Annotated in this window: 21 protein-coding genes; 8 read left to right on the top strand and 13 right to left on the bottom strand. The window is 48.9% G+C overall.

Annotation, left to right across the window (positions count from 1 at the left end):
- Positions 1-42: 42 nt before the first annotated feature.
- The 3 genes from ACGS9J_RS19740 to uspA form a co-directional block, all read right to left on the bottom strand.
- On the bottom strand, positions 43-1,029 hold the full coding sequence (locus tag ACGS9J_RS19740; RefSeq protein WP_442232475.1) for an autoinducer 2 ABC transporter substrate-binding protein: 987 nt from the start codon (positions 1,027-1,029) through the stop codon (positions 43-45).
- Positions 1,030-1,367: 338 nt separating this feature from the next.
- The gene (gene gdhA, locus ACGS9J_RS19735) at positions 1,368-2,711 is read right to left on the bottom strand and encodes an NADP-specific glutamate dehydrogenase (protein WP_442232474.1); all 1,344 of its coding nucleotides are present in this window, start codon (positions 2,709-2,711) and stop codon (positions 1,368-1,370) included.
- A 401-nt stretch (positions 2,712-3,112) separates the two neighbouring features.
- Complete coding sequence (uspA, locus tag ACGS9J_RS19730; protein WP_442232473.1) at positions 3,113-3,559, bottom strand: universal stress protein UspA; 447 nt, start codon at positions 3,557-3,559, stop codon at positions 3,113-3,115.
- Between the two features lie 619 nt (positions 3,560-4,178).
- On the opposite strand from uspA, the gene uspB reads away from it, so the two are divergent.
- Positions 4,179-4,514, top strand: coding sequence for a universal stress protein UspB (gene uspB, locus ACGS9J_RS19725; RefSeq protein WP_020837437.1), 336 nt, complete (start codon positions 4,179-4,181; stop codon positions 4,512-4,514).
- Between the two features lie 74 nt (positions 4,515-4,588).
- Here the strand turns inward: uspB and pitA are convergent, their stop codons facing one another.
- Positions 4,589-6,091, bottom strand: coding sequence for an inorganic phosphate transporter PitA (pitA, locus tag ACGS9J_RS19720; RefSeq protein WP_442232472.1), 1,503 nt, complete (start codon positions 6,089-6,091; stop codon positions 4,589-4,591).
- A 301-nt stretch (positions 6,092-6,392) separates the two neighbouring features.
- On the opposite strand from pitA, the gene ACGS9J_RS19715 reads away from it, so the two are divergent.
- Positions 6,393-7,595, top strand: a complete 1,203-nt coding sequence (locus ACGS9J_RS19715; RefSeq protein ID WP_442232471.1) for an NAD(P)/FAD-dependent oxidoreductase — start codon at positions 6,393-6,395, stop codon at positions 7,593-7,595.
- A gap of 102 nt (positions 7,596-7,697) precedes the next feature.
- Here ACGS9J_RS19715 and ACGS9J_RS19710 read toward each other — a convergent pair whose 3' ends face one another.
- Together ACGS9J_RS19710 and ACGS9J_RS19705 are read right to left on the bottom strand one after the other, a co-directional pair.
- Entirely contained in the window at positions 7,698-8,828 is a 1,131-nt protein-coding gene (locus ACGS9J_RS19710) for an ABC transporter substrate-binding protein (protein WP_442232528.1), read from the bottom strand.
- A 224-nt stretch (positions 8,829-9,052) separates the two neighbouring features.
- Entirely contained in the window at positions 9,053-10,258 is a 1,206-nt protein-coding gene (locus ACGS9J_RS19705) for an aldose 1-epimerase family protein (RefSeq protein ID WP_442232470.1), read from the bottom strand.
- Positions 10,259-10,900: 642 nt separating this feature from the next.
- On the opposite strand from ACGS9J_RS19705, the gene ACGS9J_RS19700 reads away from it, so the two are divergent.
- From ACGS9J_RS19700 to ACGS9J_RS19690, 3 genes are all read left to right on the top strand, one after another.
- Positions 10,901-11,419 (top strand): hypothetical protein, encoded by a 519-nt coding sequence (locus ACGS9J_RS19700; protein WP_442232469.1) that lies wholly within the window; start codon positions 10,901-10,903, stop codon positions 11,417-11,419.
- A 9-nt stretch (positions 11,420-11,428) separates the two neighbouring features.
- Positions 11,429-11,869: a DUF421 domain-containing protein gene (locus ACGS9J_RS19695; RefSeq protein WP_442232468.1), complete on the top strand. Its 441-nt coding sequence runs from the start codon at positions 11,429-11,431 to the stop codon at positions 11,867-11,869.
- Positions 11,870-12,049: 180 nt separating this feature from the next.
- Positions 12,050-12,541, top strand: coding sequence for a YciE/YciF ferroxidase family protein (locus ACGS9J_RS19690; RefSeq protein WP_442232467.1), 492 nt, complete (start codon positions 12,050-12,052; stop codon positions 12,539-12,541).
- A gap of 448 nt (positions 12,542-12,989) precedes the next feature.
- Here the strand turns inward: ACGS9J_RS19690 and ACGS9J_RS19685 are convergent, their stop codons facing one another.
- From ACGS9J_RS19685 to katE, 4 genes are all read right to left on the bottom strand, one after another.
- Positions 12,990-13,844 carry an SDR family oxidoreductase gene (locus ACGS9J_RS19685; protein ID WP_442232466.1) on the bottom strand — a complete coding sequence of 285 codons (855 nt, stop codon included), beginning with the start codon at positions 13,842-13,844 and terminating at the stop codon, positions 12,990-12,992.
- Positions 13,845-13,892: 48 nt separating this feature from the next.
- On the bottom strand, positions 13,893-14,186 hold the full coding sequence (locus ACGS9J_RS19680; RefSeq protein ID WP_442232465.1) for a hypothetical protein: 294 nt from the start codon (positions 14,184-14,186) through the stop codon (positions 13,893-13,895).
- 79 nt (positions 14,187-14,265) lie between these two features.
- Entirely contained in the window at positions 14,266-14,394 is a 129-nt protein-coding gene (locus ACGS9J_RS19675; protein WP_442232464.1) for a hypothetical protein, read from the bottom strand.
- 108 nt (positions 14,395-14,502) lie between these two features.
- On the bottom strand, positions 14,503-16,779 hold the full coding sequence (gene katE, locus ACGS9J_RS19670) for a catalase HPII (protein ID WP_442232463.1): 2,277 nt from the start codon (positions 16,777-16,779) through the stop codon (positions 14,503-14,505).
- A gap of 505 nt (positions 16,780-17,284) precedes the next feature.
- Here katE and ACGS9J_RS19665 point away from each other — a divergent pair.
- Complete coding sequence (locus tag ACGS9J_RS19665) at positions 17,285-18,439, top strand: YbdK family carboxylate-amine ligase (RefSeq protein WP_442232462.1); 1,155 nt, start codon at positions 17,285-17,287, stop codon at positions 18,437-18,439.
- On the top strand, positions 18,436-18,621 hold the full coding sequence (locus ACGS9J_RS19660) for a hypothetical protein (RefSeq protein WP_442232461.1): 186 nt from the start codon (positions 18,436-18,438) through the stop codon (positions 18,619-18,621). The genes ACGS9J_RS19665 and ACGS9J_RS19660 overlap by 4 nt, the downstream gene beginning before the upstream one ends.
- Before the next feature lie 93 nt (positions 18,622-18,714).
- Here ACGS9J_RS19660 and ACGS9J_RS19655 read toward each other — a convergent pair whose 3' ends face one another.
- Complete coding sequence (locus tag ACGS9J_RS19655) at positions 18,715-20,085, bottom strand: cation:proton antiporter (RefSeq protein ID WP_442232460.1); 1,371 nt, start codon at positions 20,083-20,085, stop codon at positions 18,715-18,717.
- A gap of 142 nt (positions 20,086-20,227) precedes the next feature.
- Between ACGS9J_RS19655 and ACGS9J_RS19650 the strand changes: the two genes are divergently transcribed.
- Positions 20,228-20,734 carry a nicotinamide-nucleotide amidohydrolase family protein gene (locus ACGS9J_RS19650; RefSeq protein ID WP_442232459.1) on the top strand — a complete coding sequence of 169 codons (507 nt, stop codon included), beginning with the start codon at positions 20,228-20,230 and terminating at the stop codon, positions 20,732-20,734.
- Positions 20,735-20,748: 14 nt separating this feature from the next.
- Here ACGS9J_RS19650 and ACGS9J_RS19645 read toward each other — a convergent pair whose 3' ends face one another.
- Entirely contained in the window at positions 20,749-20,976 is a 228-nt protein-coding gene (locus ACGS9J_RS19645; protein ID WP_442232458.1) for a hypothetical protein, read from the bottom strand.
- A 317-nt stretch (positions 20,977-21,293) separates the two neighbouring features.
- On the bottom strand, positions 21,294-21,704 hold the full coding sequence (locus tag ACGS9J_RS19640) for a VOC family protein (protein WP_442232457.1): 411 nt from the start codon (positions 21,702-21,704) through the stop codon (positions 21,294-21,296).
- Positions 21,705-21,755: the final 51 nt, after the last annotated feature.

Here is a 21,755-nt window from a genome sequence, read left to right as displayed (position 1 = left end):
TTGTTTCATGACTTTCCCGGTGTGGAGCAATATTACTTAAGGTTAGAATCCTAGCGATTTGGCATTATCTTTGGTGACTTCAAGAATTTTATTAAACCGAATCACTTTTTTATCCATATCGACGTCGGCTTTACCCAAACCTTCGATCGCCAAATCTTTGGTCACTTCTTTGCCCTGCAAGAGCTGATCGGCCACCGTCACCAGTGCATAACCGGCGTCTTTCGGATCCCACAACAGGGCTTTCTTGATGTCGCCCCGCACCAGGTAAGGTGCGGCCTGTGCCGGCATGGCGATGCCGACGACGGCGATCTTGTCCTTGGCGCGTTTCTTGGCGACCGCCTGGCCGGCACCGATCGGGCCGAGGGAGCCGAAACCGATAATGCCTTTCATCTGCGGATAGGTTTTCATCAGATCCAGCGTGGTGGCGTAGGATTTATCGATGCTTTCCGCCACCGGCAGGCGCGAAGTCACTTCGAACATGTCCGGGTATTTGGCTTTCTGGTACTTGATGGCGGAATCCGCCCAGGCGTTGTGCAGAGGCACGGTCAGCGAGCCGACATAAATGGCATAGCCGCCTTTGCCGCCCATGTCCTTCGCCAGTTCATCGACGTTGGCCTGCGCATATTTCTCGCTGTCGATGGTTTCAATGTCCCACTGGCCAATCTGCTGGTCAGGGGATTCATGCGTCAGCACTACGATGCCTTTCTCACGGGCCTTTTTCAGCACCGGCTCCAACACCTTGGCGTCGTTGGGTACCACGATGATGGCGTTAACGTTCTTGGCGATCAGGTCTTCAATCACTTTCACCTGTGCGGCCGGGTCTGGGGTAGAAGGCCCGGTCTGGTAGGCATTGACGTCGAGCTTTTTGGCCGCGTCGTTGACGCCGACTTCCATACGGTTGAACCAGGGAATGCCGGTCACTTTGGCAACCACGGCAATCTCGTACTTTTCAGCGGCAAAGGCAGGTGTTGTCGATAACATGCACGCAGAAACCACACATGCATTTAATAATGCGAGGTTAAATTTCATTCGCTGTACCTTTTTTATCTGTAGGGGTGGCTGTTTTTCCACCTAAGCAGATTACAAAGGAATGGAAGAGGGGACGTAACGAGAGTTGGGGAATTGTGAGCTGTGCACATTGAAGTAAAATTATGACGGTTTTAATGTTAATTAAATGTTGAATAATTCAGTGGTGGTAATTTTACCACGAAAAACCATCATTTATTTAACAAATAAACTCATAGTAATTTACATAACAAATACAAATCAACGACGGCAACCGGGTTTTTGGTCAGAAAAAATGCCGGCCCAAGTGCCGGCATCGAAGCATTTAACCGATGTGTGAACAAGATCACCTTATGGGCGGGTTACAGCACGCCCTGCGCCAGCATGGCGTCGGCAACCTTGACGAATCCAGCGATATTGGCGCCGTGTACGTAGTGAGTTTGCTTACCCTCGCCACCGTATTCCACGCAGGCGTGATGAATATCCGCCATGATATGTTGTAAACGTACATCCACTTTCTCTGCGCGCCAGCTGATGCGCGCGGCATTCTGCGCCATCTCCAGCCCGGAGGTCGCGACCCCGCCGGCGTTGGCGGCCTTGCCTGGGGCAAACAGCACTCCAGCGTCCAGGAACGCATCGGTCGCCTGAATGGTGGTTGGCATATTCGCGCCCTCCGCCACAGCTTTGACTCCGTTGCGGATCAAGGTTTGTGCGGCGGCCAGATCCAGCTCGTTTTGGGTGGCGCACGGCAGGGCGATATCCACTGGCACGCTCCACGGCTGTTGGCCGGCCAGATAGGTCAGGCCGCGTTCGCGGGCATAATCTTCCACCCGACCATAGCGCTGATTCTTGATCTCCACCAAATGGGCCAGTTTCTCGGTGGTGAAACCGGCCTCATCGACCAGAGTACCGCCGGAGTCTGATACGGTGATCACGCGCGCATCCAGCTCCAGCGCCTTCTCAATGGTGTACTGCGCCACGTTGCCAGATCCGGAAACCGCAACCCGCATGCCTTCAAAACCCAGCCCGTGACGTTGCAGCATGGCGTCGGTGAAATAGACCAGCCCATAGCCGGTGGCTTCTGGCCGGATCAGACTGCCGCCGAATGACAGCCCCTTGCCGGTAAACACGCAGGCGGTGTTGTTGGACAGCTTCTTCATCATGCCGCTCATAAAGCCAACTTCACGACCGCCGACGCCGATATCCCCGGCGGGCACGTCGGTATCCGGCCCCAGATGGCGATACAGTTCGGTCATCAGCGCCTGACAGAAACGCATGATCTCCGCCTGGCTTTTGCCTTTCGGATCAAAGTCCGAACCGCCTTTACCGCCGCCCATCGGCAGGGTGGTCAGCGCATTTTTAAACGTCTGCTCGAAGCCCAGGAATTTCAGAATCGATAAATTGACCGACGGGTGAAAACGCATGCCGCCCTTATAGGGCCCGATGGCGGAGTTGAACTGCACGCGCCAGGCGCGGTTGACCTGCACCTGGCCGCGATCGTCCACCCAGCTGACACGGAACTGGATGGTGCGCTCCGGTTCGACCAGGCGCTCCAATAACGCATATTCGCGATAGCGCGGATTGCGTTCGATAAACGGCCACAAAGAGGTGAAGACTTCTCTGACCGCCTGTAAATATTCCGGCTGATGGGGATTATGCTGTTGTAGCGAGGACAAGAAAGATTCTACCGATACGGCATGTTCCATGGATAACTCCTTTATACCCGTTGTCTTTCAGGCTGCAGCCCGAAATTCATAGGGTAATACTATTAATTTCCCCCCTTATTTTTATAAAAATAGGTATGGATAAAGCTGGGGGGAGGATGTTGTGTCTTTAACGACTATATCACTGGAGGGCGGTTGATTATCAAGCGATTAATGATATCGGTGGAACGAAAAACGCCCGCAATAGCGGGCGTCAGATTATTGACAAAGGAGGATAAAAGCGTGGTTTTTCCTCCTTTGTGTTATCAGCCGAAAATCAAAAAATTGATTTTCCTGATTTATTTTCAAAATCTTTAGCGCCTGCCGCCAAACATTATATGTTTGTCAGCAGTCTCAACGCCCGCAATAGCGGGCGTTGAGATGTGATGTCAGTGAGTGCTTACTTAATCTTCAGACGTTTCTTCTTCGTCACGCAGCGGCACAATCAGCATGTCGATGTGCACGGTGTTGATCAGCTGGCGTGCGGAGGACATCAGCTTGCTCCAGAAATCCTGGTGGTGGCCGCACAGGACCAGATCCATATCGTATTTCTTGATGGCATCAACCAGCACCTGTGCCAAATCGCCGCTGCCGCTCAGGGTTTCGGTGATCGGATAGCCGGCATTTTGCGACAGTTCGGTTAACGCGTGATGTGTTTCTTCGGAAATGCGTTTTTGCATATCGCCGAGATTAACGTCGATCAGGCCGGTATACAGGTCGGAATAGTTGACATCTACGTGGATCAGGGAAACTTTGGCGTTGTACGGACGCGCCATAGATACGGCTTTCTCCACCAGGATTTTACTTTCCGGGGACAGGTCTACCGCAATCAGAATGTGTTTGTAAGCCATGAGAATACTCCTTCCATATAATGCCGATTAAAAAGGTTAGCAGGCATTCAGCGTACCAGCCTGGCGCTTCAGGTTTACCTGCATTTTATCATTCAGATAACACAATGATATGTTGGGGCGATCACACTGCACCGCATCAAGAAACTCTCTTTATCTCTCTACCGTCAGTTTTACACCCGCCGGGCAGAAAATCCTATCGCCCATAATGCTGTTGACGGGTTGACCGATTGAAATATAAGCATTCTTAAACAGAGTATAGCCCCAAATACCCCATAGGGCTGTGGAAAAGGCCGGCGGCGTCCGGCAGGGCGGTTATCAGTTATAACCAAGAGGCGGGTGACAAATTGGCGGGCTGCGGTAAATTTTATCTACGGCTCAGGCCAGTTTGCGTTTCATTAACCTACAATAATGACTATAGGCCTTATCATTTCTCCTCTGAATCAAACCTACGCGATGTGCATTGGCATGGCGATGGGCTGTCTCCAGAGGCGGTGGGTTATGCGCGGCCTGTGCGGTGCAAAGGGGATCGGAGCGGTAGGCTCCAGCAGTAATGGGTATAGAGGTAGGGCAGTTGGACCCGGCGGAGCGCCGCGGATAACAACGCCTTGAGGAGGCAATCATGATCAGTACCGTCGCGCTGTTTTGGGCTCTGTGTGTGGTGTGTGTGTTAAACATGGTGCGGTATTACTCTTCTCTGCGCGCGCTGTTGGTGGTTTTGCGCGGCTGTGACCCGCTGCTGTATCAATATGTCGATGGTGGTGGCTTCTTTACCGCTCATGGCCAGCCGAGCAAACAGATACGGCTGGTGCGCTATATCTTCTCGCAGCGTTATGTCGAGCATCATGATCCGGAGTTTATCCGCCGCTGTGAGCGGGTGCGCGGGCAGTTTATGTTGACCTCAGCCCTGTGCGGACTGGTGGTGATCAGCCTGGTGGCGCTGATGATTTGGTATTAAATCCGGCCCATTCTCCCTGCAACAGACAAAGAAAAGGCGGCCACCAGGGCCGCCTTTTCCGTCAGGCAAACAGCTTAGATCACCTTAAGCGCCAACCAGTACAGCGAACCGGAAAGCAGAATCGAGATTGGCAGGGTTAACACCCAGGCCAACAAGATATTCTTCACGGTTTTGCTTTGCACGCCGCCGCCGTCCACGATCATCGTCCCAGCGACCGCCGAAGAGAGTACGTGGGTGGTGGAAACCGGCATGCCGGTATAGCTGGCAACGCCAATCGACAAGGCGGCGGTCATCTGAGCCGACACACCCTGAGAGTAGGTCATGCCCTTCTTACCGATTTTCTCGCCGATGGTGGTCGCTACACGACGCCAGCCGACCATGGTACCGAGTGACAACGCCAGAGCAACCGCGACGATAATCCAGATCGGTGCATACTCAACGGTTTGCAGCAGATCCTGACGCAGGTTTTTCAGGAAACGTTGGTCCTGGGACGAGGTTTCCGGCAGCTTGGCGATCTTGTCTGCCGTATCCGTTACGCACATCAGCAGGCGGCGCAGGTGACTGCGCTGTTCTACCGTCAGTTGATCGTAACTTTGCAGATTGTTCAGCAAGCCCTGAGTCAGCTCAATCGCCGGCATGGCGCGAGCGCTGTCACAGTGGAACTCGATAGGTTTATCCGGTGAGACGTCCTCATCCGGGCTTGGCACCAGTGGCGTCAGAGAGACCACGTGCGCCAGGGCGTCGCTGTGCTGCTGGTAATACTGCTGCAGGTGGGTCACGGCATCACGCGTACGGGTGATGTCATAACCGGTTGCATTCATATTGACCACGAAGCCGGCCGGCGCAACGCCGATCAGCACCAGCATGATCAGGCCGATACCTTTCTGGCCATCGTTGGCGCCGTGCGAGAAGCTAACGCCGATAGCAGACAGGATCAGTGCGATACGGGTCCAGAACGGCGGCTTGCGTTTGCCGTCGACCTTTTCACGTTCCGCAGGGGTCATGTGCATACGCTGGCGTTTCTTGGTGCCACTCCAATAGCGGCGCAAGGCAAACACCATCAACCCGGCGACCATCATGCCGACCAGCGGCGAGATGAGCAATGACAGGAAAATACCGATCATTTTCGGGACGTTAAGCGCATCCACCACCGAAGTGTGGGTCATCAGTGCGTTGGTTAAACCCACACCAATAATTGCGCCAATCAGCGTATGAGAACTGGAGGCCGGCAGACCGAAATACCAGGTGCCGAGGTTCCAGATGATAGCTGCCAGCAGCATGGAGAACACCATGGCTAATCCGTGTGCTGAACTGACGTTCAACAACAGATCGGTTGGCAACAGGTGAACAATGGCGTAAGCAACACTCAAACCGCCGAGCATAACGCCAAGAAAGTTGAACAAGCCAGCCATCACAACCGCAAGTTGCGAACGCATGGCACGGGTATAGATTACAGTAGCAACCGCATTGGCCGTATCATGAAAGCCGTTGATGGCTTCATAAAACAACACGAACAACAATGCGAGAATTAACATCAGGCCGGTATGGAAATCCAGGCCAGCGAACAAATGCAGCATAAGCGTTACGCCAGTTTGTGGACATGAACGCCGCGCATTATCAGTGACAACCGGGGCTGGGGAAAAGGAAAATATGACGTTTTTTTGATTTCGATATGACGAAATGGTGGCGCTGGTATGACAAATACACGAAATATCAGCGCGTTATGCTTTTTGGCCTGTTGTAATATTTTCTTACTATGGCGTTGGCGGCGGCATGGCTTTACAATCTGCCGCCGTAAAGTTGTCGGTTACCGGCAGCGATACGGCGTAAAATGGCGGCCTTTTGTCGCGATTGTGGTTTTTATTCAGAGAGGCGCAGGTGGAACAGTTTGATGTCGTGGTAATAGGTGCGGGCGCAGCGGGCATGTTTTGTGCGGCGCAGGCAGGGCAACTCGGCTGCCGGGTGCTGCTGCTCGACAACGGCAAAAAACCGGGCCGCAAAATCCTGATGTCCGGCGGCGGGCGCTGTAACTTTACCAATATGTACACCGAACCGGCTGCCTACCTGTCGAATAATCCGCATTTTTGCAAATCGGCACTGGCGCGTTACACCCAGTGGGATTTTATCGATCTGATCAACCGTTACGGTATCGCCTACCACGAAAAAACCTTGGGGCAACTGTTCTGCGACGACTCGGCGCAGCAGGTGGTCGAACTGTTGGTGAAAGAGTGCGAACTGGGTCAGGTCACAACTCGCCTGCGCAGCGAAGTGCTCGGCGTGGAGAAAACTGCGGAAGGCTTCGAGCTGGCGCTGAATGGCGAGAAAGTAAGCGCTCGCTCACTTGTGGTGGCCAGCGGTGGACTGTCGATGCCGGGCCTAGGCGCGACCCCGTTCGGTTATAAGCTGGCGGAGCAGTTTGGCCTGAAAGTGTTGCCGACACGCGCCGCGCTGGTGCCTTTCACGCTGCATAAACCGCTGCTGGAGCATCTGCAGACCCTGTCTGGCGTCTCGGTGCCGGCGGTGATCACCGCAGAAAACGGCGTCAGCTTCCGTGAAAGCATTCTGTTTACCCATCGCGGCCTGTCCGGCCCGGCAGTATTGCAGCTTTCCAGTTACTGGCAGCCTGGCGAGTTTGTGAGTGTTAACTTACTGCCTACGCTTGATCTGGCGGGCTTCCTCAATGAGCAACGGCAGGCACACCCTAATCAAAGCCTGAAAAATACCCTGGCGCTGCACCTGCCGAAGCGCTTGGTGGAATGCCTGCAAACGCTGGGACAACTGCCGGAAGCCACACTCAAGCAACTGAACCCGACGCAGCAGGCGGCGCTGGTCGAAACCTTGCAGAACTGGCGGGTGCAACCCAACGGCACCGAAGGCTACCGCACGGCGGAAGTGACGCTCGGTGGCGTCGACACCAAAGAGTTGTCCTCCAAAACCATGGAGACGGCCAAGGTGCCGGGCCTGTACTTTATCGGCGAAGTGGTGGACGTGACAGGGTGGTTGGGCGGCTATAACTTCCAGTGGGCCTGGAGCTCGGCCTGGGCTTGCGCTCAGGCACTGGCGGCTGTGCAGGGACAATAAAGCTTGAAAAATCAGCACTGAATTACATCTATTTTGTCATTATATCAATAGTTTGATGGTTTCTATGCGTGGGGCGACGCTGGTCGCCCCGGTAAGCAATGCTTATGATTTTGCAGGCAGTGAGACCCAATAGCCTGGCTGATAAGGGAGCGGCAGAAACTTTTCGTGAAACTCGCGAAATGTGGCTTCGGGGTCCAGGTCTTTAAACAGTTCAGGATGCAACCATTTGGCCATGACCTGAATAGCGATGAACTGATAAGGGCTGTCGTAGAATTGATGCCAAATAGCGTGAGCGTTACCGTTATGCGCCACCGGTAGGGTTTTGAAAGCGGATCGCATCATCAGCGCTTGTAAACGCCCCTTGGCAATTTCGGTATCTGCCCCTGGACCGACACCGACCCATTTTCCAACGGTATTGTAGTTTTTCCAGTTGGCTCCGGTCACAATCACCACTTCCGGCTTGCTGGCGACAATCTGCTCCGGATTCAATGTGCCGAATGTGCCGGGGATCACATCCCTTGCGATGTTCTTGCCACCGCTCATTTCGACCATTAGCCCGAAGTTCTCATTACCGAAAGACATACAACACTCTTCCGAATAGCCGCCGGCGCGGTCAATCAACACGCTGGGACGATGTCCTTGATAATGGACTAATCGCGAGGTCACGATATCAATCTGTTGTTGTCGGAAACGGATGATCTGTTCCGCTCGTTCTGACTTCCCCAGAATTTGTCCCATAATGCGGATACTTTTCTCTGCGTTTTCAATTGGGCTTTCGCGAAAATCAATAAATACGACGGGGATACCTAACTTTTGTAATTTATCGATCAGTTGCCCTTCGTCGGTCGCTGCTTTGGATTCCAGATTCATGAGCACCAGATCGGGTTTCAGCGTCAGTGCCTGTTCGACATTAAAAGTGCCGTCTTTAGCCCCGCCAAAGGTGGGTAGTTGCTTAATTTGCGGGTACTTTTCTTCATAAGCTTTATAACCGTCATAATCTGCTTTATGGAAGTCATCCCGCCAGCCTGCTACCCGTTTGAAGGGAGCATCGGTATCAAAAGCCGCCAATAAATAGATTTGGCGCCCCTCACCGAGGATGATCCGTTGGGCCTCTTTTGCCAGAGTAACCTGGCGACCGCTGACATCAGTGACAACAATCGGTGCTGCTGAGACCGATTGAGAAATAAATACTGCTAACCCTAACAATCCCAGACAGGCGCGCCATGCTTTCATTATGTGTGCTCGATTATGAATGATAATGATAATTGTTATCTTGAAGGGCGCTACTATGGCGTAACTTTTTGCGTTTGAAAAGGCCGGCGTATCGGTAAAAAAGAGGAAAGCAACGATGCGCGCGGCCGGAATTTGCTGGCCCACAGGGGCTCACACTGAAGTGATTTGAATGCGGGTCAAATACTGCAGAAGCCGGCGTCCGGGCCGGCTGTCAGCCTTGCTCGTTACTCTACGGCAATCGGTTTCTCCACCAGTTTGACCTCATTGTGGCCTTGCAATGTCTTAATCTGGTCCTGATATTTCTTCACCTGTTCAGCATTTTTCAGCAAGGTGTAAGTCAGCTCAAAATCGGTGCTCTGGCCAGGTTGAAGCTGCTTGATTCGCCCCTGTTCCCGCTCAATCTTCACCGGATAGGCGTAATTGGTGCCCGGTTCGATGCCGGTGACGTAGCCCTGGCGTTCGGTGTCGGTGTTTTTCCATAGCGTCAACAAAGGTAGCTGATGCGTATCAAACCCTATTGCTACGCCACGATCCCCCCGTTTATTGTTCAGCATTGCCAGCGTTTTACCTTGAGCATCTGCGTACGGCACTATATTAAACACCATTTCGTCAAAGCCCTTGGTGGGGCCTTGATAGCGGTGCCAGTCTTTCAGCCCAGACTTGGCGTAATCATTAAAAGGTGAAATTTCCTTGATGGGGGCACTGAAAACGGCACCATCTTCCAACAGGGGTTTGCCAAAGTTACTGTGATATATGATTTGATAATCACGAGGATAATCTGCCAGGTTGGTCAAGCGATCGTGCAGGGTAAACGCCGCTTCACCAGGGATGTAGCGTAATTCTGTCCAGGTTTCCAGATTGCTTTTCTTAAAGGTATTTTCTTTCAGCAGTCCGCGGATCCGTATTTGATGCGGCGCTTTTTCATCGATCTCCACCACCACCTTGGAGGCCGGCGTGTTACCGGCACGTCCATGCAATGTATACAGAGTGCCATTTTCGACACCCGGATGACCGGTCCATTCGTAACCGCAACGTACCAACATTTCATTAAAGCCATCCAGCCAGCCCAAACCATTGCGGCTTTCAAGGTTGATATAGGCTGGGTTTACCACCTCGGTAACCGGCGAATCCCAGCCCAGGCGAACCCCCGATCCGTTCACATGCAGAATATCCATTCCTCGCGTAGGACTCAGTGCGATGGTCAGCCCAGGACTGGTCAGGGTGATTACCCTGGAACCTTCTTGCTTACCTCCGTGCAGCACCTGCTGCCGTAAGCTGAAATTGGCACCCGTGATGTTCAGCTTTTGGTTGTCGGTCTGCCAATTACCTTGTTCAATGCCTTTTTCATTGTCAGTCAGCACAATAGTCTGCGCAAAAGCGCCCCAGGAAATCAAAGAGATAGAAATTGAAACGGCAATCAGTGTTTTCATTAACCTGTCCTTTTAGTTAGCTGAAAGGTTTTAGCTAATCCTATGAAAAGATAGAGCCCTGTAGGAAAGGGGAATGTGAAACAGGTCACTTTGTTTTTAAGAGCTGGAGAAAAAACACCAATTTCATGATGAAGTTCTTATTTTTATGTTTCTATAAAAATATTTTCATCTGATTTTTGTGATGAATGTCGGTTTACTAAGTGCGGGTGCTGAAATGTGTCAGCCAGAGGTTGGGGGATATCGAAATGGATGGTCAAGGTGCTTTCTTTAGCGGCGATGCTGTTGTCGGCCCATGACTGACGAGGCAGTCAAGCCGCTGAACAGCAAGATTGATAACGCCGCGAAAACGTGACCGGTTTCAGAGGGAAACAACCAACAGGAAGACTGTTCTCCTCCACTCAACTATTTCCTTGCCTTGATGATGTTATAAAAATTCACTCCGGGCATAAATATTCAAAAATAATTATCTATAATAAAGTCATAACTGATTTTATAAATCCTGTTTACCTGTCCAGTAATGTATAAACCAAACTAATAAAATTAGTCATAATAGGCTATAGTTATAAAAATCAGTAATATTATTCTGCTTGCATCCCCGTTTTATCTTTTAATTTCATTGGTTTCCTGTGCGGTGAGGATATTATGAAAACAAATCCCAATAATGAGAAGGAAAGTCGCAACACGCCTGTTGTCGAGCACATAAGTTTCCTAAGGCTTTCCTGGGTTTTGGAGAAGGTGGGTTACCTTATAATGTTTACGATTGTCATACTGGCCTTGCTTGGTTTTTTTTCAAATGGAATTTTAAGTCATCAGGAAATTGTAAGTAAAAACAAAACCGTAAAAATAACCTACGAGGGGTTCGCTCGTAATGGTACGCAAACACAATGGAAAATCATGGCCAAAGATAACGGTGTAGAACCGCTGGTTATCAGTATCACGGACGAGTTCGACAATTTCTATGTCATAGAAAATGTCGTTCCACAATCGTTGCAGGTGAGCCATAAGGGGAAAGTGATCTACTTCACTGTGCCGGATGGTTTAAAGAATCAATGGCATACGCTTACTTTTGTTTTGCGCTCCAAGGAATGGGGAGGATTCAAGGCAACGGTAAATGGGGCTGAGACCGAGTCAGTCAATATTCAACAGTGGATATACCCATAAGGAGTTGATATGGAAATAGTAATACGTACGGCTGCGATTTATTTCGCATTATATATCGTCCTGAAAATCGCCGGAAATCGTACCTTGCTGCGTATGACATCTTTTGATTTCATTTTGTTGCTCATTATCAGTGAAGCCACGCAGCAAGCCATGTTGCCTGATGATCTGTCGGTAACCTCCGCGATTATTGCTATTGTGACGTTATTCTGCATCGACATTATTTTCTCTTTAATTAAATCCTATATACCGATTATCGATAAGTTTCTTGATGGTTCACCCGTTATCCTGGTCGAAAATGGGAAGCTGCTACTTTGGCGCCTCAAAAAAGTCCATTTAACCCCTGATGATATTATGGAAATTGCCAGGAATAAGCAGGGCATAGAGTGTGTAAGTCAGATTAAATTTGCCATAATGGAAAAAAATGGTGATGTTTCAATTATTAAAAATTGAATTATTACTATTTATGCCGGTGTTAGTGTTATTCAAACAATAATATTAAGAATTTTCTTAATATCAATTTATTTATGCTTTCTATAAGTAAAATAATATAGGTCTACTATAATTATAAATTGAACATGTCAGTATGTTCATTGCGTAGCATCACACTCAATTGTAAATAGGAGTGCAACTATGTCAATTAAGACTTTAAACGAGCTCTTTATTCATGCGCTTTCTGATGTGTATAGCGCCGAGAAACAATTAACCAGAGCATTACCCAAATTAGCTCGAGCTGCCGATCAGGAAGATCTGGCTAATGCTTTCAAAACTCATTTGGAAGAAACACAAGGGCAGATTGAAAGGCTGGATAAACTGGTTGAGGTTACCCCGGACGTCCGGATAAAACGTATAAAATGTTTGGCCATGGAAGGGTTGATCGAGGAAGGTCAGGAGATTATCGACGGGATAGTCTCAGGGCCGGTCAGGGACGCCGGGTTAATTGCCGCAGCGCAAAAAGTTGAGCATTATGAAATTGCTACTTATGGCACCTTGTGTGCTTTAGCCGAAAAGCTGGGTTATACAAAAGCTAAAAATCTTTTAGGTGAAACCCTGGAAGAGGAAAAAAGTACCGATAAGAAACTTACGCTGATTGCTGAGCAAAAGGTCAATAAGCAAGCGGCTTAACTTAATACCTTGGGCGTCATTTTTTGGCCGGCTTAAACCGGCCTTTTTTAACTTTTTAAATGAGGTGTTTTATGTTTAAGAGAAATAATAAACCAGCCAGAGATCCGGCTTCAAAAAGTGGGGTAAAAGGCCCAAGGCCTTATCAAGGCTATGTCATTGCGCTAATTATATTACTTATTGTTATTTTTTATAGCGTTATGTATTGGTAATATGCTCCATCGATAGTTCAGGTTATCGAAATGTAGCCTGCAAATTTTCACCAACAATATGGACCACAAACAAAGTAAATGTTGAACGAAAAGCGACTTCACATAAATATGTGTAGGGGTAGGAGTTAATTAAAATTCTATCGATATCGAAGATATTCACCGGTTATATTCCCAGTGAGATGAATTCCTCGCCGGAAAAATTGAGCCCGACAGAAGTTTATCGGGCCCTTAATGTTAGGTTATCCATTTACGATTATGCCACCATTTATATGTAAGGTCTGGCCTGTCATGTAGGATGAATCATTACACGCCAGATAGACATAAGCGGCCGCCAGTTCGCAAGGCTGACCCGGCCGTTTCATGGGGGTATCCTTACCGAACTCTGCGACTTTGTCGGCGCTGAATGTTGATGGAATCAGCGGCGTCCAAATAGGTCCCGGTGCGACAGCATTGACCCGAATCTGCCGTTCGCTGAGCTTGATGGCCAATGAACGGGTAAATGCAGCGATCGCGCCTTTGGTAGAAGAATAATCGATCAGTGCCGGGTTACCGTGATAAGCGGTGACTGAGGAGGTGTTGATAATGGCACCCTCAGCCGGCAAATGTTCCAAAGCCGCCAGTGATAACGCAACCATGCTGAAGAAATTGGTTTGGAAGGTTTTTTCCAACTGCTGTTCGGTGATCATTTCTGGTTCTTCAACGGGGTGTTGTTCCCCGGCGTTATTGACCAGAATGTCCAGTCGGCCGAAGGTTTCCACGGTTTTATTAATCACTTCTCGTACAAAAACGCGGTCCCGTAAATCGCCCTTCAACAACAGTATGTCGCCGCCATATTTCGCTGCACTTTGCTGAGTTTCTTTAGCGTCTTGATCCTCATCCAGATAAATGACGGCCACTTTTGCACCTTCTTTGACAAAGGCTATGGCGGCGGCCCGACCGATGCCGCTATCGCCACCGGTAATGATCGCTACCTTGCCAGTGAGTTTCCCACTGGCACGATAAAGTGGATCGTCATATTTAGGTTCGGGCGTCATGTCACTTTCCAATCCGGGTTGGCGATCCTGATGCTGTGCCGGTTGAGTTGTCTGTTCCATGTATCCTCCTGTTCAAGACTTGAAACTATTTAGGCAGAATTGCCCCATTTACTTCTGTTGCTGATAAGGGATATCGGCATCGCTTTGCTCTTGCTCGGTTTTTAGAATGATGACATTGCGCTGCTGATCGAACTTTTCCACCTGGCAGCGAACGACCTCATCATTGACTTCGAACAGGATCTCTTCCCACTCGCTTAAGCTTTTTAATTTTTGGCTGAGCTCAGGTTCCTGATCGCAATATATCAGGATGCTGCTTTTGCAACTGCCATCCATAGGATGAGGTGGAGGTAATAACTCAGCCCCGGTTACTTCAATGTTCTGGTGTTTCACTATGTCAGCCATAATATTTCCTCTGTCTAACGCAATGAATAATTTCTCGAATACAGGGAGAGCGCCGTAACTGTGGCGCTACAGACTCTGATTATTTTTTGCTTAAATACGTTTGAGTAATAGACGGAATATTATCCAGCAACCAGTCCGCCACTGCCTGTTCTTCCATCGCATGCGCATCGCGCAACCAGGCAATAAAGTTTTCTCGGAAGTCGCTCATATCTACTCCTCGATATTGACTGCATGGCGGTATCCGAATAAAGGCACTATTCGGGTATTTATAATCCTGATATAAAAATACCTGTTTCATCTATAAAGTTATTTTTTCCTATGCCGGAACGGTTGCGGCTTTGTCACTGCGGCTCCAAATACGGTGGCCGGCCAATGCTTCAATAAAGCGCTCCATCATGACTTTTTTGACCGCTGGTGCTTCGATAATCCCGTCTTCGGCAGCGGTTTGCTCCTGCCATAAGGTTTTTAATCGGCTGGCATCACCACTGAGGCCAATAACCTTCAAATGTTTGTAGGCTTCCAGAAGGTAATGTTTCGCTTCGCCGCTTTGTAACAAGGCCTCAGCCGCGCCACCGGGAACGATAACGGCATCGAGCGTTATTGATGGCGCCCCGGCAAAAGTGGCATCCACCGGTATGGCCGAACCATCGCTTCCCAGGATCTCGCCTTGGGTTTGTGCCAGCAACTTGGTATGAACGCCGCGTTTTTTGAGTTCCTTCAGAATTGCCAATACGTCCGACGCCAACACATTATCCGCCAGCAACACTGCGACGATGCGGCCTTTTACGCTGCCGCCTGGCAAGGCGTACAGGCTAAGGGCAGGGTCTCGCTCGACACCGTTAACCGGTTTGGGTGGCAATATGTTCAAGATTTCGGAGGAGAGCTTAATACCCAGGTTGACGGCCACTTGTCCCGCCAGGGTGGTATCGATATGTGCCAGATGCTCCACGACTCGCTGACGAATGTAAGGACGCGCAACCTTGCCGAGTTCAAAAGAGAAAGCATCCACAATGTGCTGTTGTTCCGTCGGCGTCTGGCTGAGCCAAAACAGCCTGGGTTGTGAGTAATACTCAAGGAAGGATTCGCTTCTTTCACGAACTTTGTGGGCGTCAACCCGTTCTGCGTAGCTGGAGAACCCGCCGCCACTCGGTGCTGCGGGAGTTTCCCTTGGCCAGTTATTATTCAGTGAATTGGGGCTATAGCTCGCTGGGTTGGTGTCAATTTCTTGACGATGCATACCGTCACGTTGCAAGTTGTGATAGGGACAGGTGGGGCGATTGATAGGGATTTCATGAAAGTTCGGGCCGCCCAATCGGCTGATTTGAGTATCGGTGTAAGAGAAAAGCCGCCCCTGCAGCAACGGATCGTTGGTGAAATCGATGCCTGGCACGATATGGCCCGGATGAAAGGCGGCCTGCTCGGTTTCGGCAAAAAAGTTATCAGGGTTGCGATTTAACACCATCCTGCCAACCAACTGCACCGGCACCAACTCTTCCGGGATCAGCTTTGTCGCATCCAACAGATCAAAATCAAATTTAAACTCGTCTTCTTCTGGGATCAGCTGCAGGCCAAGCTGGTACTCGGGAAAATCTCCAGCCTCAATAGCTTCCCATAAATCACGGCGATGGAAATCAGCATCTTTACCCGCCAATTTCTGGGCTTCATCCCACAGCAAGGAGGCTTTTCCCGCTACCGGCTTCCAATGGAAGCGGACGAAGGTGGCTTTCCCTTGTGCATTGATTAAGCGGAAGGTATGTATGCCAAAGCCTTCCATCGTCCTGTAACTGCGAGGGATCCCGCGGTCGGACATCGCCCAGATGACGTTGTGCAAGGTTTCAGGCTGCAAAGAAACATAATCCCAGAAGCTGTCGTGAGCCGTGGCCCCCTGCGGGATCTCATTGTGAGGCTCCGGTTTTACCGCATGGACAAAATCAGGAAACTTGACGGCATCCTGAATAAAAAAGACCGGGGTATTGTTACCGACTAAATCGAAAATGCCTTCATCCGTGTAAAACTTCGTGGCCCATCCGCGGATATCACGCACCGTATCGGCGGAGCCACGAGAGCCTTGTACGGTAGAGAAACGCACAAATACCGGCGTTTTTTGGCCTTCATGCTGCAAAAAGTTGGCCTTCGTGATCGAAGCCAGGCTTTTGTACAGCTCAAAATAGCCATGTGCTGCAGATCCTCGAGCATGCACGATCCTCTCAGGGATCCGTTCATGGTCAAAATGCGTTATTTTCTCACGCATTATAAAATCTTCTAATAACGTTGGGCCACGCGAACCCATTTTAAGCGAATTTTGATCATCGGATACTTTGGTACCTTGATTCGTCGTTAGCGGCTGATTATTGTCATATTTCCGGTTATGTTCGAGTTGGCGTATTTTCTCACTTATTGCGCCATTTTTTTTCATGCAGCCAGGCCCGGTGGGTTGTTTTCCCGGTGGCGTAGGCTTGCTGTCAGGTAAATGGGAATTGTCTTCTGGGGCAGTATCATGCAGATGTAAAGATTGCTTTAATAACAATGAATCCTCTTCATTTAATACGTTGGATGCATCTTTGTTTTTCGAGGGTTTGTTTTTGTTAATCATCAGCATAACCTCATGCAATAGGGTTTGAATAATGCATTAAATAACTCTGTGTATATCTAAAGTCTAGAGCAGATAATATGAATTTCCAGTCATTTGCTTATTGCTTTGTTTTTGCTGGAACTTTCAGCGATACTATTATATTCAATGTGGATTTGGTTTTTAACGCATTATCTCAATTCGCTTTATTGGTGGTTAACACTTTGCTTTAATTATTGAAATCTTCAATTTTGTCATTAATCCCGCGCGATGTTACTTACAGGTTAACTTAATATTTCAAATTGTGTGCATTGGTTTTTTTATATTATATTCGCGTACTTTTTCTTGAGAATAATATAATTGAAGCTAGAGTTTAATTTGTAAGGATTGGCTTTTATTTGACTGGGATGAAATGTGAAATGGTAGCCATTATAAATGGTAACCTATCTTTAAATTAACCCTCTGAGGAGGATAATTTAATTCAGGGTCTTTCTCACCCTATGCATCATTTAATTTGTGAGGTTATGCTATGTTAGAACTTCCTTTTAAATCCTCGCCGACGAACAGCATAGGTGTGGAACTTGAACTGCAACTGATTGATTTGACCAGCGGTGATCTGTCGGACAAAGGCCTGGAGATCATCAGTCAATATAATGATGAACGTCATGTCAAAAAAGAACTGACATTGTCGACCATTGAAATGAACTCCTCGATTCATGCGACGCCATTTACGCTTTATGAAGAGTTGAACCACATTGCGCGAAAATTATCTGACATCGCCGCATGCAAAAATTGCGGTCTTTGTGGCGGTGGCCGGCATTTTAGCAATAACTGGAAAGATCAGGCCATTACGCCCACGGATCGTTATGAGGAAGTGCATCAGCATTTGGGGTTTCTGGCTAAATTGTCCTGTGTTTTTGGACAACATATTCATATTGGTGTGCAAAGCGGTGATGATGCTATCTATCTGAGCCATGCATTAATACCTTATCTGCCGCATTTTATTGCTCTGAGCGCTTCTTCACCCTATTACCAATCGGTCGATACCTTTTTTGCCAGTTCGAGGTTCAGTGCATTAAATTCATTCCACACTTTTGGTTATATCGAACATGATATTACTACCTGGAACGACTTTACCCATTATGTTGATGAAGGGATAAGATTAGGGGTCATCCAGTGTCTTAAGGATATTTACTGGGAAATCCGCCCCAAACCCGAGTTTGGCACTATCGAGATCCGTGTCTGCGATACGCCGTTAACCCTGTTCCATGCCGCCATGTTGGCGGGATACGCGCAGTTGCTGGTAAAACACCTGTTAAGAAAAAAACAGCCGATTGCGCAATTCTATGATTCGGTCACGCATTCGAACAATTTTAACGCGCAACGCTATGGTTTTAATGCGGATTACATTGATGCACGCCGTTCCTCGAAAATAAAATTAAACGCGCATATACAGCAAACTCTCGAAGAATTAAAAAAACAGGCCGATTCTAATGATATTAATGTGTTGCGTTATATCGAGGCTTATCTTAAGCAAGGCATTAATGATTCCGAACAACTGCGAAGAATGGCTCAGGCGGGCATGAGCGAATCGAGCATTATCAAAACCATGATGAATTTATTGGTGCCGGCGGAACATATTTCGTATACCGGTGTTCATCCTCTTCAGGAGGCTAACCCATGAAGCTTTACGAGCTGCTGGTGGGTAATTACTCGCTTTATATTGTGGCGGATAACGAGGAACATGCGAGACAACAACTGGCATCAATGAAAAGTGAGTGCTTCAAACGCTTGGCCGAGCCGCAGATTACAGGATCGGTGCTCTGTGAGGCACAGATGATACCTCTGGAGGAGCAGTATCATTGAAGCTGCGTTTGTCATTGTGCGTCGCGGCGGCAAGTAGGTTCACGGCCGATGATGGGGCCATTGCCCGCTTGCGTGGGACGGAAAACCTCAGGTTCAACTTGCCGGCTGGTTTTCACTGTCGTTTTTCTCCTGGCTGGGGCGGTTAAACCTGCGTGAGTTCAACAGGGGGGCCACCGTTAATCCATGGAGTATCACGCTGGTGACCACTAAGGTTAGCGCCATGTTTATCATTTCGGCTCCCGCTGTGCCTTGCAGGCCTTGTACATAGGCATAGGCAATATAATTAATACTGCCTATGCCTTTGATGCCGAACCAGCCGATTAATATGCGACGTGAGCGGGGGATATTGCTGCAAAAGCTGAACGCATACACCGTTGCCGGACGAATGATACAAAACAGCAGGAGTCCCAAATAGATCCCTCGCGGATCCCAATGTTGGGCTAAGGTGATCCCCAGAACAATGACGATAGCGGCAGCGAAAAGCCGCTCCAGGGTATTGCCGAAAGAGATCGCATCGCCCACGACCAAGCCGACAGATTTGACGGGGCCGTTGCTTTTCAGGTTGTGCCGCTCATTGGGGTTAACCAATTCTTCGGACGGTGGTGTTTCTTCTTTCCCTTCACTTTCACCCAGGGGATGTTGGGAAATGATATTTTTTTCTGCACGCCGCAACCCAACGCCGGCGGCAAAGGCGGCAAGAAAACCGGAAGCATCTATAAATTGGGCCGCAGCATAGCTTAGTGCAATCAAGGCCAGCGCGATTAAATCGTTAGGAGCGATGTCTTGATTAGCATGGCGCATACGTGCCGCCAGCATGCCGATCAGCCATCCTAGCGTATAGCCGACGAGCAAGCCTGCGCATAATGCCCATAACACATCGATAAGCCCCCATTTGGCGAAAAGTGACCAAGTGAACGATCCCTGTTGGTTGCCATATAACAGCAATGCCAACATTAAAAAAGGCAGCGCGGAGCCATCGTTGAGGCCTGCTTCAACAGAGAGCGAAGAACGCAGTGAGTCATCATCACGTGCATTGTTTACCGATATCAGGCTGGCAAGCACGGGGTCCGTTGGGGCGACGATAGCGCCAAATGCGAGTGAGAGCAGCCAGGGGAGCCCGGTAAGATAATGCACCGTTGCCATCATCGCCAGAACGGTCACCACCATCGTGGGAAAGGCCAGCAGGCCCCCAATGCGCCAGGCCTGTGTAGTGAAAGGTTGTCGGAGTTTTAAGCCGGTAATAAATAACGAAGCGGCCATGGCGATATCGGTAATTCGCCTCATCCATTCGGCATGGGTAACTATGTCTATTCGTATTAAATCTGCCACCCAAGGGCCACAGACAATGCCTGTCAGCAAATATAATCCAAATGAGGTAATGGGGCCGCGACGAAGCCAGGCCGAGGCCAGCGACATGCACAGAAATAGCCCTCCCGTTGCTGCTATCCAACCCAAAAAATTCATGCGAGATCCTTTTAATACCTCTACGTACTGATTAGCGTCATCAGAGTGAAACGATTTATTTATCAGACAGGTGATTCAACGAAGTCTCCTTAAATAGAATAGACTATAATTAACGTGGGTGTTTATTGTGGGGAAATATCTTATGCGTCAGGAATTAGTGGCTATTGCAGAGCGTGTTGGCGTGGTATTAAAGGAAAGAGAGTGGCGACTGACGACGGCGGAGTCCTGTACCGGCGGAGTAATTAGCATGGCCCTTTGTGCGACAAAAGACAGCGGCGATTTTTATACTGGCGGTTTTGTGACTTATACCAATAGGGCGAAGATAAAGTTATTACATGTACGTAAGGAAACTCTGGATAGGTATACTGCGGTGAGCCGAGAGACCGTGAGTGAAATGGCATTGGGAGCATTAAAAATTGCAGAGGAAGAGGTGAGTTTGGCCGTCAGTGGCTATGCGGGACTGGAAGGCGGCGCTGATGGCACGCCTGCCGGTACCCTGTGGTTTGCCTGGAGTATTTTGGATAATGTCATTGCGGTAGAATCAAAACAATTTCAGGGTGATGATGAAGAAGTGATTTATCAGTCAGCATGTTATGCTTTAGAAAACTTAATTTCTTTGATAAAAAAGCTGCCTCCTTCAAATGTATGATGCTTACTATCAGGTTATGCTGCCTCCTTTTTTTCAGTGGCCTCCGTTTCTTCGGCTGCTTCATCAGCCCTCGCCGCCGTATAACCGGACAGGTGGCCGACAATGTTCGCATAAATACTGATTATAATGACCCAAAGCACGCTGTCTTTCCACCAAATAACAGAAGGTATTGCTAATATTACCCATAGCAATGACATGAAAAGATGAGATTTTTTGATGAGTGAAGGGGTGATATATTTCATTTTCCATTCCTGTTTAGAACGTTAGGATAATTATAGTATGGAATTGAGCTTATATGCTTTTGCCAGTTGTTTTTTGATTGGCTTTGTGTAATAAAATGTAAGGAAACGGTTTTTTAATTTATGGTTGGGATATTGGCTGGTGTTTATAATGCATGCTGATTAATGTTTTATTTTATTTCCACGTTTAATTATTTAAGTGATGTTGATTTCAATGAAGGAATAATCAAATTGTCTTTATTTTTTATAGGGTAAATTACACATTACCTATAATTTTTCTCATATTTTCGAGTGAGAATACCGCGCTTTGACATGGCGCACTACGCCGCTGGGCCTTTAAGCTCCACGTGATTGCCGTCCGGATCGGTGAAATAGAGGGACGGCCCATCGCCTTCGGCACCGTATCTGGACTCGGCGGGATCGACGCTGATCCCCTGCGATCGCAAATAGGCCAGCAGTTCGCCCTCGTTGAAAGGTTCGATGCGCAGACAGAAGTGATCGACATTCTGTTGTCGGGCATCGGGAGGTTGGCCGCCTTTTTTCCCCAGCACGCCGTCGACGTCGACCAAATCCAGCATCGAAACCCCGGCGCGCAGATGCACCAGCCCCAGATCGGGACGCCGTCTGGCGATTTCACACCCCAGTATCCGGGTATAAAACTGAATGCTTTTTTCCAGGTCGGTGACACGCAGTACCAGGTGATCGATTTTTTTCAGGCTGAATGGACGCACAGGGATCTCCTCGGGCCGATGCTTAATTAACAGCATAATAGGCATCGGCCG

Origin of the sequence: Serratia quinivorans (assembly GCF_052113645.1) — a bacterium.
Lineage (GTDB): Bacteria > Pseudomonadota > Gammaproteobacteria > Enterobacterales > Enterobacteriaceae > Serratia > Serratia quinivorans_B.
Note: the sequence above shows the minus strand (reverse complement) of the source record. Positions and strands in the feature narration are given on the sequence as shown.

What these genes read in the sequence shown, in the direction of transcription:
- ACGS9J_RS19740 (WP_442232475.1), bottom strand. Translation starts at nt 1,029, where the DNA reads ATGAAATTTAACCTCGCATTATTAAATGCATGTGTGGTTTCTGCGTGC.
- gdhA (WP_442232474.1), bottom strand. Translation starts at nt 2,711, where the DNA reads ATGGAACATGCCGTATCGGTAGAATCTTTCTTGTCCTCGCTACAACAG.
- uspA (WP_442232473.1), bottom strand. Translation starts at nt 3,559, where the DNA reads ATGGCTTACAAACACATTCTGATTGCGGTAGACCTGTCCCCGGAAAGT.
- uspB (WP_020837437.1), top strand. Translation starts at nt 4,179, where the DNA reads ATGATCAGTACCGTCGCGCTGTTTTGGGCTCTGTGTGTGGTGTGTGTG.
- pitA (WP_442232472.1), bottom strand. Translation starts at nt 6,091, where the DNA reads ATGCTGCATTTGTTCGCTGGCCTGGATTTCCATACCGGCCTGATGTTA.
- ACGS9J_RS19710 (WP_442232528.1), bottom strand. Translation starts at nt 8,828, where the DNA reads ATGAAAGCATGGCGCGCCTGTCTGGGATTGTTAGGGTTAGCAGTATTT.
- ACGS9J_RS19705 (WP_442232470.1), bottom strand. Translation starts at nt 10,258, where the DNA reads ATGAAAACACTGATTGCCGTTTCAATTTCTATCTCTTTGATTTCCTGG.
- ACGS9J_RS19700 (WP_442232469.1), top strand. Translation starts at nt 10,901, where the DNA reads ATGAAAACAAATCCCAATAATGAGAAGGAAAGTCGCAACACGCCTGTT.
- ACGS9J_RS19695 (WP_442232468.1), top strand. Translation starts at nt 11,429, where the DNA reads ATGGAAATAGTAATACGTACGGCTGCGATTTATTTCGCATTATATATC.
- ACGS9J_RS19690 (WP_442232467.1), top strand. Translation starts at nt 12,050, where the DNA reads ATGTCAATTAAGACTTTAAACGAGCTCTTTATTCATGCGCTTTCTGAT.
- ACGS9J_RS19685 (WP_442232466.1), bottom strand. Translation starts at nt 13,844, where the DNA reads ATGGAACAGACAACTCAACCGGCACAGCATCAGGATCGCCAACCCGGA.
- ACGS9J_RS19680 (WP_442232465.1), bottom strand. Translation starts at nt 14,186, where the DNA reads ATGGCTGACATAGTGAAACACCAGAACATTGAAGTAACCGGGGCTGAG.
- ACGS9J_RS19675 (WP_442232464.1), bottom strand. Translation starts at nt 14,394, where the DNA reads ATGAGCGACTTCCGAGAAAACTTTATTGCCTGGTTGCGCGATGCGCAT.
- katE (WP_442232463.1), bottom strand. Translation starts at nt 16,779, where the DNA reads ATGATTAACAAAAACAAACCCTCGAAAAACAAAGATGCATCCAACGTA.
- ACGS9J_RS19665 (WP_442232462.1), top strand. Translation starts at nt 17,285, where the DNA reads ATGTTAGAACTTCCTTTTAAATCCTCGCCGACGAACAGCATAGGTGTG.
- ACGS9J_RS19660 (WP_442232461.1), top strand. Translation starts at nt 18,436, where the DNA reads ATGAAGCTTTACGAGCTGCTGGTGGGTAATTACTCGCTTTATATTGTG.
- ACGS9J_RS19655 (WP_442232460.1), bottom strand. Translation starts at nt 20,085, where the DNA reads ATGAATTTTTTGGGTTGGATAGCAGCAACGGGAGGGCTATTTCTGTGC.
- ACGS9J_RS19650 (WP_442232459.1), top strand. Translation starts at nt 20,228, where the DNA reads ATGCGTCAGGAATTAGTGGCTATTGCAGAGCGTGTTGGCGTGGTATTA.
- ACGS9J_RS19645 (WP_442232458.1), bottom strand. Translation starts at nt 20,976, where the DNA reads ATGAAATATATCACCCCTTCACTCATCAAAAAATCTCATCTTTTCATG.